Below are 13610 nucleotides of genomic sequence, written 5' to 3'. Positions count from 1 at the left end.
CCTCTAAACAAACTTTAACTGTCTTAGCTTAGTAACAATTTGGGAACTTAATTCTCTTGGGGTGCCCGTCCAGGTCTCTCTGTCAGTATTAGCGGACGGAGGAAAGATGCGTTCTACTTGAGTGGGTGAACCTGCGAGTCCATATCTGTGTTCATTTTGATCTTCGAAATCTTTAAAAGAAATGATTTTAATTTCCCTGTCCTTGGTGCTTAATTTTTTCTTATAGGAAGGAAGTCTGGGCTGAAAAATATCCTTTTCTACAGTTAAAAGACAGGGAAAGTTAATTTCGGCAACTTCTATGGTATTAGCCATATCCATTTCTATAAGGATGGAAGTATCGTTGACTTCAATAATATTTAAAACGTTGGCTATATGGGGAACGCCCAAATACTCAGCCATCTCCGGGCCCACTTGGGCTGTATCTCCATCCGTCGTCTGCTTACCGCAAAGTATGAGATCGAAGCTGCCAAGTTGGCGGACTCCTTGAGAAATTGTATAGGAGGTGGCCAGAACATCGGCTCCCGCGAATTTACGATCTGAAACTAAAGCCCCTTCGTCGACTCCCATCATATAAGCTTCTCTGATAACGTCTTTAGCCTGTGGCGGTCCCATGCTAATGACTTTAATAGTTCCGCCATGTTGTTCTTTAAGTCTTAAAGCGGTTTCAAGGGCGTATAGATCGTAGGGATTCATTTTGGAGTCAACGCCGTCGCGTTTTAAGACCCCTGTAATTGGGTCTACGTCAATTTTCGAGGTTCCTGGAACTTGCTTAATACATACGAGAATTTCCATGAGTAAAACCTCCCTGTTGATTTAAGATGGTAAAAAAGGAATCGAATAATGAAAGGAAGGAAAATAAAAGTTTGTGAAATTTGGTATGTGGTCAGACCATCAGACCGATTGATTTTAATATAGCATAAGATTCATAGTTGTTCAAAATCTATTTATTCACAAGCTTTTGTGAAATATTTCTTATAAATAACAGCTAAATTAATTCGTTCCTTTATCAAGGGAAGATTTAAATCAATTTGAAGGATTTTGCGCCCATAGGACTCGATTGCTGTTCTGATAATTGGAAAGAAAAGAAGTTTTTCTATAAAAAAAGAAACGGTCATTGCTCCTTTATTAGAGGTAAGACAGTTTCTTTATAATGATGTATCCTTAAGTTAATAGTATAATATTAATAGTACAATGAATAGGGCAAAGGGTGGGCGGTCAAGCCTCCGATGGAAAGGAGGTGAGGCCAATGGATGATTATCATGTGATGTCATTGATGATCGCGTTCGCAACGTTGATGGTGTTGATATTACGTGAAAAGCAAAAGTAGCCCACCCCTGACAAAAGGAAGCTACTTTGCATTTACGTCGTTCCTATTTAGCCGCCCATTTAGAGCGGTTCGTTGTACGGGGAGCATGATGTGTTTGCAGCACATGATGCTCTTTCTATTTTTATTATATCTCTAATTATAATAGTCATGCAAGAAAATTGAATTGTCCAGATATCAAACAGACGTTCTCAACCAAATCTTATGATATAATTTTCCAAAAGAATTTCTGGTATATCTACTAATATTGGCATGAACAGTTAATAATTTGTTAATAAATCGTTAAGAGAAATTCAAGGGCAAACTGCTAAAATAAAGTTACGGAAGCTTCTAGAAAACGGATAAGGAGTTGGGTCCATGAAATTAACCAAGAAAACGACCATGGTTTTGAGCTTTACCCTCGGGGCAATGCTGCTTGCCACGACGGCCCTGGCCGATATCGCAGCCAAGAGCGGATATGATCAATTGAAAGATGCCCTTAAAGTTACTGCTGCTCAATGTAGCAATAATCTCAGTAGTTTTACAATGGATATATCTTATAATGTAAAGGATAATGGGAAGACATTATCTTCTATGAATCAAACCGAGAAGTGCGATAGGACAAAGAGTGCCAGAGAAGAGACGACATCCGAACAAACTATCAGCGGAAATAATTACAGTAATCAAACCTATTTTGATAAGACAACGTATATTAGGTTGTCTAATGATGATCCCACCTACTATGTTACGGAATATACTCAAGAGCGAAAAGATATGGCCTTTTCCGATCCCTTCAAAAATAATAATGCTGACGATGTTGAAAAAATAGCGGATGCTATTGTCGGAAATCTTAAGGATAATGTTGTGGTTACGGAGAACCCAGACGGAAGCAAAGTTCTTTCCGGCTCACTCTCAGAAGTACAGATCCCTTCATTGATCAATGCACTTGCCTCTTTTGAAATGAAACAACGCTTTAATGGGCAAGACGGGCAACAAGATAATGTGCCTCATCTCAGCAAGGATGTTTTTGTCAAAACTATTGACGGAACGGCAAAGGTTAATAAAGATGGCGTAATGGAGAGCATTTTGGGGTCTGCAGTGGTCTCCGGGAAGGATGAGCAGGGGACCGTTCACGACATAACGATAGAGGTTTTAGCAAAACTGACCGACGTAAACTCCACGGTAGTAACTAAGCCCGATCTTAGTGGAAAGAAAGTTGTCAAAAATGTCGTTAAAAATGAAAATTCCGTGCCTGAAATTTCGAATCCTCAAGAGTTTATGGGTAAGTTTAAAAACGACATTCTAATCATGAAAGACGGTAAGTTTGTTAAAGTCGGGGAACGAATTATTGAGATCACACAGATTGATCAAACATCGGCAACCGGACGATATTACGAGGTGTATAAACCAGGTTTTGATCAATATGCTACTACGAAACGAGATTTTAGCTTTAATGCCACGAAGTCAAAGGATAAAAATTCTCCAGAATATAAGTTTAGAACAGATGCAGGAATAAATAAGGCTTTCTTCCTCGACGAACATTCCGGGAAAATATATCTAAATGAAAGCACTACATTCTCTGAGGGCGGTATTATCCTCGATTCCACCTTCAGCCCGGATTTTGAATAGCCCATTTGCCTTAAACTACTGTGGAAAATAGCCATGACTGCCGGTTACCCCGGCAGTCCTCTTACCATTGAAGGAGGCAGGTATGGAACCGATTATAGAGATCAAGAATTTAACAAAACAATATGAAAATGGGCGGGGAATTAAGAATATTAACTTAGAAATCTCTGAAGGAGATATTTTTGGCTTCCTGGGGCCGAACGGTGCCGGAAAAACCACCGCCATGAAACTTATGACAGGACTTATTCGGCCTGATTATGGGGATGTAAAAATCTTCGGACACAGCATAACGGAAGACTATGAACGAGCGATGGCTAAGGTTGGCTGTCTTATCGAAATCGCTGAAGCTTATTCTTATCTTAGTGCTTTTGATAACTTGAAACAGCTGGCAAGATTTTACCCGGATGTGGATTATCAACGTATTGATGAAGTTCTGGAACTAACGGGTATGTCTAAATATAAACATGAAAAACCGAAGAAATTCTCCTTAGGAATGAAGCAGCGACTTGGTTTAGCGGCAGCTATTTTATCCCGGCCTAAAGTCGTTATTTTGGATGAACCATTAAATGGTCTTGACGTCGAGGGAATGATTGATATCCGTAAGCTGATTCAGAAATTAGCCGATGAAGAAAAGACCACATTTTTTATCTCCAGTCATCTGATTCATGATGTCGAGTTGACGTGTAATCGTATTGGGGTGATTTATAATGGCGAAATACTTAATGTCGAGAGCACTAAGACAATTTTGAGAAACTATGCGACACTTGAGAACTATTTTGTAAGTGAGGTAGAACGAAATGGCCGTCTTTCAAGCAGCGTTGGTTAATGAACTAGAGAAGCTTTATAAAAAGAAAAAGGCTTTGGCCGCCTTTTTGCTTTCTCTGGCTGTTATTGTTATAGGTCAAATTATCATTGTAGGGGTAAGGAGCGGCTTTGGACTCAGAACGGCAGGCAGTATGGAATTTCCCATGCTTGTATTGTCAGTTGTTGTCAACACTATCTTGCCCTTGTTTACTGCGTTAGTAACCATTGATAGTTTCTCAGGAGAGTTTGCTCATAATAATATGCGTATAACTTTAACCCGGCCCGTGAGCCGTTTGAAGATCTTTGCAGCTAAAATTGCGGCTATCAGTCTATTCATTTTAGCAACTCTTCTCTTGCTGCTAATTTTTTCGATCATAGCCGGTTTTGTTTTTAATACCAATTCAGCAACTCTGGATTCCCTAGTTAGAACTGTATTCTCTTATATCGTTAGCTTGTTTCCCATGGTCGTTTTAGCCTTAGGAATTGTTCTTTTGACAAATTTACTTAAGAGTGGAATTTCTGTTTTTTTTGTATCAATCTTGATCTTTTTAGGCTTAAAAGTATTGGGAGTGTTCTTTTCACAGTACTCAAGTATATTGATGACAACGCAACTGGACTGGTATAATTTATTTCTTATGAAATCCTTTCCTTTGGCAAAAATTATTCGCCAGTTCTTGATTATGCTGGGGTCAAGCGTTATGTTATTTACAGCGGGATTCTATTTATTTGATAAAAAGGAATTATAGGGTGACAATTAATGGACCTCAAAAAACGGATGATTTTAGCCAACGCTTCAACAGTCATCATTCCAACGGTGATTACTGTTTTTATTGCCGTGGCTTTTCTTTTTATCTGCGGAAAGTTTTTCGGTAATGATCTATCCTTTAAAAATTATCAACGTTTGTCAGAAATTAAGTTTGAGCTTTTGAATACCGAAACAAATGTTCTTCAACAAACCCCGGAAGTCATCGAAGACGAGGGGTTTCAAAAACATCTTCAAGAACAGCTGGCAGAAATTCATGGGCAGCTTGTGGTTGTAAAAGACGAAAAGGTAATCTTTTCTTCCCTTAATCTAAGTAAAATCGATTTAGAAAAGACTTTGGATGCAGGGAATATGAAGAGAACAGCACCCGTTGTTATTGGAGACGATACCTATACCGTTCAATCCATAAGCCTGCAGTTCAAGGATGGTACGAAGGGAAACGTGTTGTTGTTAGCACCTTTAGATCAAGCGGCAACAAACTTTACGAGATTCATAATCATCATTGGAGTAACCTTTGTGCTTGTCTTTATGTTAACGAATAGTCTTGTATCATATCATTTTTCGCGCACAATTCTTAAACCACTCCGTAATTTGCAAAGTGCCGCTGCGGAAATTAGCCGAGGGAATCTCAATCAGGCCATCGTAGAAGAAGGGGATCAAGAAATTCAGGCTTTATGCCGCGACCTTGAAGTTATGCGCCTCAGACTAAAGGATTCTGTTCATACTCAACTGAAGTATGAGGATAATCGTAAAATGTTAATTTCAAGTATATCTCACGATTTAAAAACCCCTGTAACCTCTATCAAAGGATATATTGAAGGGATTTTAGACGGGATTGCCAATACACCCGAGAAAAGGGAACGATATCTCAAAACAATCTCTTTGAAGGCTCATCAAGTTGACCAAATGATTGATGATTTACTTCTTTATGCTAAACTTGACTTAAACCAAATTCCTTTTGATTTTGAAAAAACAGATATTGAAGATTATCTTAAACTCTGCCTGCTTGAAAGCGAGCCGGAATTGGAAAGGAGTCAGATCAAGGCTTCTTTTCGAAATGATCTGCGCCAAAAGCAATTTGTTTTCCTGGATCGTGCGAGAATGAAACGAGTCATCGTGAACATTCTTGATAATTCTCGTAAATATATGAACAAAGATCAGGGCGAAATCGAAATTCTTCTTCGAGATACGTCGACCAGCATCATTATTGAACTGCGGGATAATGGTTCGGGTATCAGCGAAGGGGATTTGCCCTATATTTTTGACCGATTCTATAGGTCTGATAGGGCTCGAAGTAAAGGAAGCGGTCTGGGATTGGCAATAGCTAAGCAAATTATCGAAGGCCATGAAGGAAGAATTTGGGCTACCAGTCATGGGGAGGAGGGAACGAGTATTATGATTTCTCTGAGTAAATCATAATACTGAGAAGGTTAAATGAAGAAAAAGATTTTGATAATTGAAGATGATTTGAGTATCGCAGAATTACAAAGAGACTATCTTGAAGTTGCCGACTTTGAGGTTCTTGTGTGTGCAGACGGCTCAGAGGGTTTGAGAATTTTTCAGGAAAACGACATAGATTTGTTGATTTTGGATATCATGCTTCCGGGAATGGATGGTTTGGAAATTTTAAAGAGTATGAAAGTGGATAAAGATATTCCCGTTCTTTTAGTCTCTGCCAAAAAGGAAGAAATCGATAAGATTAAAGGCCTCAGCCTGGGTGCCGATGATTATATTACCAAACCCTTTAGTCCCGGCGAATTAGTCGCTAGAGTAAAAGCTCATCTAGAGAATTATGAACGATTAAAACAGAGATTCCGAGACAGTGTTAAAAAGGGGAATACGTTGACGATTCGTGGGTTGAAGATCGATCAAGAATCCCATAGAGTTTTTGTGCTCGGCCGGGAAGTATGCTTAGCTCAGAAAGAATTTAGTTTACTTTTATATCTGGCCCAAAATCCAAATCGTGTGTTTGGACGCGAAGAGTTATTTGAACGTGTTTGGGGTTTAGAAGCCTTAGGGGACTCATCAACAGTGACGGTACATATTGCAAGGGTGCGGGAGAAAATTGAAAGCGATCCCTCCAATCCCCAATACATAGAAACTGTATGGGGCGCAGGCTATCGCTTTAGAGTCTAAATACAAGGAGTTTAAAATATACCTTTCGCTTAAACTATACATAGTTCCATCTGACAAAGTGAATAATATAAATCAGGTAGGTGCGCCTATACGTTTACATAGGAAGGTGGTTCCCCATGATCAGTCAAAAAGAACGGATGCTGCTTCAAGATCAAAAAAGCCATGAAGAGATGTGTGTTCAGAAATATACAAAATATGCTAATGAAGCCCAGGATCAACAACTCAAACAATTATTTAATGATCATGCCTCTCATGAAAAACAACATTTTAACACTCTTAACGAAATATTGAACGGTCAAACGCCAACCTTAAGCGGTCAGGGCCAAGGTCAGCAAACCGGAGGGCAGAATCAAGCAACGCAAACAAACCCTGCCGGACAAACTATAAATCAAAATGATGTTGCCTTGACTAAAGATATGCTCGTAACAGAGAAGTATATTTCGGGTGCCTATGATACGGTTATCTTCGAGTGCCAAGATCATAATATTCGCCAGGCCCTGAATCATATTCAAAAGGAAGAGCAGCAGCATGGTGAGGACTTATTCAATTACCTTAGCAGCAGAGGAGCCTATCCTATTCAGTAACCAAGTCCGTGGCAGCAAAATAGCTTTACTTCTAGCCTTCAGACAGATTGTTTGACGACAACTTGTCTGAGGGCATTTTATGTTCCAGAGAACACTATCTAGCAAGAGTTATCATTATTGACATATGCCTATAATAATGTATAATAAGTTTGAAAAAGGCATATGTCAATAATCTGAAAGGAGACAATCAGCGATAGAGGTTAATGGGTCGTTATCGTTAATGCATAATCAAAGGCACATACCTTTTCGGCGAAATTGCTTCTATATTTGGCAAGGGGATGACATAATCGTAAAATAATGATATAAGAAAAGTAACAGGAGGACGCTTCTGTTCCTTACGTCACAAGCAGAGGAGAACGAATTATGCCAAGACCAAGAAAATGGAGAAAAGTATGTTGCTTGCCGGAAAGTAACCAATTTGGGCCACTTAACGCTCCGATTAATCAAGATCATGTTCTGACTATGACCGTTGATGAGTATGAGACGATACGGCTGATTGATTTAGAAGGATTTACTCAGGAAGAGTCTGCAGACCAAATGAAGATTGCACGTACGACAGTACAGCGTATTTACAATGATGCTCGAAAAAAGCTCGCGGAATCTTTAGTCAAGGGGAAAATGTTAAGGATTGAAGGCGGAGATTATAAACTTTGTGACGGCCTTGAACCATACTGTGGTTGTGGCGGTTGTCAGAAACATCGATGTGGCCGAGCTTTCCAAGAATGACAAAATTGCTCTGGAAAATATAATTTAGAGTTCCGAAATACTGGCCTAGGCTAATAATCCTAGACTAGGGAATAAAGTTTATATGTCATTTTACTAATAATAATTAGCAACTAGTAAATAATTTAGCTATGTTTTATTGGGAGGATTCTTTATGAAAGTCGCAATTCCGGTCAATGACAAATCAATGGAAGCAAGTGTAAGTGAATCTTTTGGGCGGACACCCTATTATCTGATTTATGATACAGAGTCAAAGGAAAGTGTGTTTCTCGATAATAGCGCAATTGCCAGTCAAGGCGGCGCTGGGATAAAGGCTGCACAAATCGTTGTTGATCATAGGGTAAACGCCTTGATTACTCCTCGCTGCGGTGAAAATGCAGCAGAAATAATTCAAGCGGCCAATATTAAACTATTTAAAACGATCAACGACTCAATCAAGGATAATCTCGCAGCTTTAATTGAAGGAAAGTTAGCTTTATTAGAAGAAATTCATGCCGGATTTCATGGCCATGGAGGAAACTAAGATGAAGATAGCTGTGCTCAGCGGTAAGGGCGGCACAGGTAAAACATTGGTATCCGTTAATTTGGCAGCCTCTGCTGTAGATTCCCGTTATATTGACTGTGATGTCGAAGAGCCTAATGGGCATCTTTTTTTTAACCCCAAAGATATAAAAACAGAAAACGTTTACGTTAAGATTCCTATAGTTGATCATAAGCTCTGCAGCGGATGCCGCAAATGTATTGATTTTTGCAGATTTAACGCCTTAGCCTATATCAAAAATCATTTGCTTATCTTTGACGAAGTTTGTCATTCCTGCGGCGGATGTGTGCTCTTCTGCCCAGAAAAAGCTCTGTCGGAAAAAAATAGCGTCATTGGCGAGGTTCGAAGAGGTGTTTCCGGAAATGTTGAAGTTATTACAGGAATATTACATACCGGGAAAGAATCGGGCGTTCCGGTTATTAAGGCCATTTTAAAGAATCTCCATGGGAGTAAGAAATTCACAGTTATTGATTGTCCTCCCGGCAGTGCCTGCACGGTTATGGAAAGTATTAAGGATGCGGACTATTGCTTGTTGGTGGCCGAGCCTACGTTGTTTGGAGTTCACAATCTAAAGATGGTCTATGAACTGGTAACTTTGTTTAGTAAGCCACATGGTGTGGTTCTCAATAAGTGCCAGGACGGAGTCAATCCGGCGGAAGAATTTTGCTTGGAAAAGGGCATCAATATCATAGCCAAGATCCCTTTTGAAAATGAGCTGGGAACCCTAAATGCGCAAGGGCTCATTGCTATTGGAAAAAATGAGAAGTATCAAGAGATGTTCTCTTCTATGCTTCAAATAGTGTCTAAGGGGGTACAAAATGAAGCAATTACTCATCCTTAGCGGTAAAGGCGGTACTGGTAAAACAACGGTTGCCAGTGCTTTTATTAAGCTATCTGAAGCCGGGGCCTTCGCAGATTGTGACGTCGATGCTCCCAATTTGCATTTAATTTTACATCAGTCCTCGGAAGCCAGACGAGCCAACTTCTACGGAATGGCTAAGGCAGCAATTAATCTGGAATTATGTGTGCAATGCGGTTTGTGTCAGCAGCATTGTCGTTTCGAGGCAATTCAGGCGGGTAATCCTTATAATGTTGATAGTTTAGCCTGTGAAGGATGTGGCGTTTGTGAAGCGATCTGCCCCGCAAAGGCCATATCCTTTCAACCTTCCGTAGCAGGCGACCTTATGCTCTATTCTGGTGATAAAGTGTTTTCCACTGCGCGGCTTAAAATGGGAAGCGGTAATTCCGGGATGCTGGTAACGGAAGTAAAAAGGAATATGAAGTATACAGCAATAAACGCTGACCTGGCAATTATTGATGGATCGCCGGGGATCGGCTGTCCGGTGATCGCCTCGTTGAACGGTGTTGATATGGTTTTGGTTGTGGCAGAACCCTCCATCTCAGGCATTAGTGATATGGAACGAATCATTAAAACCGCCGAGAAATTTCAAACGCGAATTGTGATTTGTATTAATAAATATGATACAAGTCAGGATAATACGGAAAAAATCGAATTTTTCTGTCAAAGACTCAAACTTCCTATCGTGGGAAAAATACCCTTTGATCCTGCCGCTGTCAAAGCAATCAATGAGGGGAAGAGCATCGTCGAGATGGATTGTGCTTCTGGGCGTGCGGTCAAGGATGTTTTTGCTCAGACAATTAGTTTACTGTAAAGGCTTAATATAAAAGGGCATAGACTTGATCATTTGCCTCGCATATGGTACAACGCTAGGTATGTGACTAACATACAATTTAATAGGAATAAAGTATTAAAACGCCTTCAGGAGCCGATTGCAGTGATTGCTCCAGAAGGCGTTTGCTTAAATGGTCCGCCGGAAAAACGTTGGTACTATTCTTCTAAAAACTCCATAAACGGTTTTTTCATACTCACAAGAGCATTGACCATTAATTCTACTAAACCACCATACTGAACATTAAATTTTGTCGTTGCTTCGTAGAACTCCAGAATATCTCTAATTGCTCCTTTACAGTTAGAACAAGGAGCACATACATATTTAGGCTGATTGGAATCCGCCATTGTATCCTGGAAGGCTCCAAGGATCTGATTAAACTTCATACGGGAGCTTACTTTATTTCTCCATTCGCTGAAGTTGACGGAATTTGTAATAGCAAAACCGCTGCCCCCGCCACAGCAATAATTATTAACCCCGTGAGGTGTCATTTCCCTAAACTGAGGGCAAATCTCTTTCAAGACATTGCGCTGTGGTTCAACAATTCCCATGCCTCGAACATAATTACATGGGTCATGAAGGGTTACCGGAAAATTATTTTTGCTGGAGTCCAATTTTAGGCGTTTATTCTCAACTAAATCCCAAAGCAGAGGCAGGCAGCTTTCCACCGGAATCTTGTCATCACCGTAAGTCATGCGGTCGCCTACAATCATTGCAGCTTTATGAGCGTGGCCGCATTCAGCAATAACAATTCGCTTAACCCCCAGCTCTTTCGCGGCTTTCATTTGCAGTAAGGCAAGCTTCTTGGCCTGGAAATCATCATACCAAATACCGTAGTTTACATTATCATAACCTGCAATTTCACTGCTAAGCGTCCAGTCTAAACCTGCTTCTTCGAAAAGGATGGCAAAGGCAATAGGGTTTTCAGGCCAAGCCATAAATTCACCGGCATTGTGGATGAGAAGAATATCGGCACCTTTTTTGTCAATGGGGAATTTGATTTTATAACCATACTTTTCCTCGATATCCTCTTCCAGAAATTCAATGGTATCTAAAAAAGCGGGTTTGGTAATTCCTGTTGATGAGCCTGTTTTGAGCTGCAGGACAGTACCTTTAGTGTGGAGAGGCAGGGGTGCAATGCCCATTTCCTGACTGAAGATCTTACGAATTTCTTTGGTAAGAATTGAATTATCTAAACCCAGGGGACAAGTCTGGGCACAACGGCGGCAAAGATTACAGCGATAAGCTAGTTCCCCGAGCCGGGCTATAGTTTCCCAGTTTACGTCAATATCTGCGCCGACAAAACCTCCTAACAGCTTCCCGCTTTTGGTGAAGTATTTTTTTACGATTTTTCTTAGAACTTCGGAACGGAAAATTGGACGATATACTTCATTCTTTCCTGATGCTTCGTAGACATGACAGGCTGAAGAACAGGTATCACACTTGGCACAATATTCAAAGGACAATAAGAAGGGTTGCAGCGCTCCATTGTTACCATCCGAAAAACTTTTTTCTAAGCCGTTGAGGAACATCTGAACGAATTTGTTCTCTTCTTCTTTAGTTTTTGGCCGTGTTAAGGTGTCAATGCCCACATAGCCATCCAAAGAAGTGCAGAATTTTTCTCTCCAAGCAGGTTTAGGATCTGTAAGCGGAGGTTCCATTCCCGGTTGATCATAAGGCGGCAGTAAAGGCATGAGCTCCCGGGGATTCACTCTGACCAGTTGTTCATCCGATCGTCCCATATCCTTGGGGCGTAAATTTTTGTGATCTATCATACTCGACTCTCCTCTTCCCCAACGTTAACGTTCAAAAACTCATGGTGAGGTTCCCGCTGTCTCTTGATATAGTTTGGCTGGACTATGTAAATCATTAAAAACTAATGTAAATGTGAATTAAGTAATAAAGTAATAGAGTAAAATAAAAAATAATAAGGCAATAAGGCTGATAAAGTATCAAATTAATAAAGTTAAGTTTCAACCTCCTTTTTGTTATTGGCATATGTCCTTTTCAGGTTAATTATACTAAATATCGGGCATATGTCAATTAGCCTATTTTATATACCCCCATTTAAATAAGTCGATAATTCCAGAAGCCAGAAGAAAAAGTGCAAAAGAAAAAGACATGCATTAATGTCTGCAAGTCTTTTTTAAGAAAATTACTTTTTTGGTTTAACTATTTTTCCCAGAGTGCTGATCCGATCGGCAGACTCCCACTTCTACAAGTAGGGGTTGTTCTCATACCTTGCTTCGGCGGGGGTAGAGTCCATCCTTCAGCGCGATAGAATTTGTTATGGGCTGTTCAGCTTTAGCTGAACGAGTTCACTAGGGCATTTCTAAGGTTTTAGCGGCTAAACGACTATTTCGTAGGTAAATAAGAAGGTCTGTCAAGACCATCAGAAAGTTAAGCAAGTATAAATACACAACTCCATCATATTGATGAAAAATTTTATGCATAATTCCGGCAGCATAACCGATTAAGATGACGACTAGAAACGAAGCGCTTTTACCTTTGGTGGATCGGGAAGTGTAGGATTTATAGATTGACAGGGGCCAGGCAGCACCAAAACAAACTAACATAATAATTTCAAAAATACTCATCAAAAATCACCTTGCTTAAGCTGGATTGAGTTTTACAAATGACGCTATTATTATACAACGTTTAACTCAGTAGTTGGCCCTTCTTAATAAAGTTTAAAAATTAGAAAGAGAGTGAATAAATAAAAAATTAAATCAAAATTTACTAAAATATAAAGGGTGTCCCAAATAGACACCCTTTAAGTGTACAGCCCGTATTTAGAAATTTGCAGCGAGGTTTCGTGCCGCTTGATGGCTTTGGTCGACGGCCTTTTGTAAATCATCGCCTTGTAATACATTAGCATTTTCGAGGAACAGGGATTCTACTTGAGTTATGCCAAAGAAGCCAAGAATAGTTCTGACATATTTGTCACTGAGATCGAATTCTTTAGCAGCTCCTTCGCTATATGCACCGCCTCTGGAGCTTATATGAACCGCTTTACGAGGCTTATCGGCAAGCAGCCCGATTGGTCCTGTTGGTGTGTATTTGAAGGAAACACCAACATAGGAAACATAATCAAAATAAGCCTTTAAGATAGCTGGGATCCCAAGGTTCCACATGGGCGCAGCTATAACGTATTTATCAGCGGAGGCAAACTGATTGGCATAGTCAAGCGCCTTATTTCTCTCACTGCTGAACATTTTTGCCAGAGTATCGGCATCCAAAGGTTTAATGTCTTCTTTGTAAAGATCCAGAACGATGATTTCGGATTCTGGATTTTTCTTTTGATACTCCTGCACAAAGACATTTGCCAGAGTAAGAGTATTGGATTGCGAATCAGCTTTGGGATTGGCTTTAACATAAAGTAACGTTTGAGTCATCAATTGAACCGCCTTCTTTCCTGGAATTGCTGAATTTTAGCTTC

14 protein-coding genes are annotated in these 13610 nt (G+C 40.0%); 10 read left to right on the top strand and 4 right to left on the bottom strand.

From position 1 onward, the window contains the following. Positions 1 to 3 precede the first annotated feature (3 nt). Positions 4 to 792, bottom strand: coding sequence for an electron transfer flavoprotein subunit beta/FixA family protein (locus B5Y67_RS21335; protein WP_088228386.1), 789 nt, complete (start codon positions 790 to 792; stop codon positions 4 to 6). An 889-nt stretch (positions 793 to 1681) separates the two neighbouring features. On the opposite strand from B5Y67_RS21335, the gene B5Y67_RS21330 reads away from it, so the two are divergent. The 10 genes from B5Y67_RS21330 to B5Y67_RS21285 all read left to right on the top strand — a co-directional run bounded on the left by B5Y67_RS21330 (position 1682) and on the right by B5Y67_RS21285 (position 10153). Next, positions 1682 to 2932: a hypothetical protein gene (locus B5Y67_RS21330; protein WP_088228385.1), complete on the top strand. Its 1251-nt coding sequence runs from the start codon at positions 1682 to 1684 to the stop codon at positions 2930 to 2932. Between the two features lie 82 nt (positions 2933 to 3014). Further along, positions 3015 to 3755 carry an ABC transporter ATP-binding protein gene (locus tag B5Y67_RS21325; protein ID WP_088228384.1) on the top strand — a complete coding sequence of 247 codons (741 nt, stop codon included), beginning with the start codon at positions 3015 to 3017 and terminating at the stop codon, positions 3753 to 3755. Further along, positions 3727 to 4479, top strand: a complete 753-nt coding sequence (locus tag B5Y67_RS21320; RefSeq protein WP_088228383.1) for an ABC transporter permease — start codon at positions 3727 to 3729, stop codon at positions 4477 to 4479. Before B5Y67_RS21325 ends, B5Y67_RS21320 begins: the two co-directional genes overlap by 29 nt. A gap of 11 nt (positions 4480 to 4490) precedes the next feature. Next, positions 4491 to 5915 (top strand): HAMP domain-containing sensor histidine kinase, encoded by a 1425-nt coding sequence (locus B5Y67_RS21315; RefSeq protein ID WP_088228382.1) that lies wholly within the window; start codon positions 4491 to 4493, stop codon positions 5913 to 5915. Between the two features lie 15 nt (positions 5916 to 5930). After that, the gene (locus B5Y67_RS21310; protein ID WP_088228381.1) at positions 5931 to 6632 is read left to right on the top strand and encodes a response regulator transcription factor; all 702 of its coding nucleotides are present in this window, start codon (positions 5931 to 5933) and stop codon (positions 6630 to 6632) included. A gap of 116 nt (positions 6633 to 6748) precedes the next feature. After that, positions 6749 to 7216, top strand: coding sequence for a DUF892 family protein (locus B5Y67_RS21305; protein ID WP_088228380.1), 468 nt, complete (start codon positions 6749 to 6751; stop codon positions 7214 to 7216). A 363-nt stretch (positions 7217 to 7579) separates the two neighbouring features. Further along, the gene (locus B5Y67_RS21300; RefSeq protein ID WP_088228379.1) at positions 7580 to 7942 is read left to right on the top strand and encodes a DUF134 domain-containing protein; all 363 of its coding nucleotides are present in this window, start codon (positions 7580 to 7582) and stop codon (positions 7940 to 7942) included. Between the two features lie 151 nt (positions 7943 to 8093). After that, complete coding sequence (locus B5Y67_RS21295; protein ID WP_088228378.1) at positions 8094 to 8462, top strand: NifB/NifX family molybdenum-iron cluster-binding protein; 369 nt, start codon at positions 8094 to 8096, stop codon at positions 8460 to 8462. A 1-nt stretch (position 8463) separates the two neighbouring features. After that, entirely contained in the window at positions 8464 to 9321 is an 858-nt protein-coding gene (locus B5Y67_RS21290) for an ATP-binding protein (RefSeq protein ID WP_088228377.1), read from the top strand. Further along, positions 9299 to 10153, top strand: a complete 855-nt coding sequence (locus tag B5Y67_RS21285; RefSeq protein WP_088228376.1) for an ATP-binding protein — start codon at positions 9299 to 9301, stop codon at positions 10151 to 10153. Before B5Y67_RS21290 ends, B5Y67_RS21285 begins: the two co-directional genes overlap by 23 nt. Positions 10154 to 10329: 176 nt before the next feature. Here the strand turns inward: B5Y67_RS21285 and B5Y67_RS21280 are convergent, their stop codons facing one another. From B5Y67_RS21280 to B5Y67_RS21270, 3 genes are all read right to left on the bottom strand, one after another. After that, entirely contained in the window at positions 10330 to 11946 is a 1617-nt protein-coding gene (locus tag B5Y67_RS21280; protein ID WP_088228375.1) for a (Fe-S)-binding protein, read from the bottom strand. Positions 11947 to 12492: 546 nt separating this feature from the next. After that, positions 12493 to 12768, bottom strand: a complete 276-nt coding sequence (locus B5Y67_RS21275) for a hypothetical protein (protein ID WP_088228374.1) — start codon at positions 12766 to 12768, stop codon at positions 12493 to 12495. 195 nt (positions 12769 to 12963) lie between these two features. Further along, positions 12964 to 13566 carry an NAD(P)H-dependent oxidoreductase gene (locus tag B5Y67_RS21270; RefSeq protein WP_088228373.1) on the bottom strand — a complete coding sequence of 201 codons (603 nt, stop codon included), beginning with the start codon at positions 13564 to 13566 and terminating at the stop codon, positions 12964 to 12966. Between the last annotated feature and the right edge of the window lie 44 nt (positions 13567 to 13610).

This window comes from Desulfosporosinus sp. FKB (assembly GCF_002196705.1).
Classification (GTDB): domain Bacteria; phylum Bacillota; class Desulfitobacteriia; order Desulfitobacteriales; family Desulfitobacteriaceae; genus Desulfosporosinus.
The sequence above is the reverse complement of the archived record's forward strand: the minus strand, read 5'-3'. Positions and strand labels throughout refer to the sequence as shown.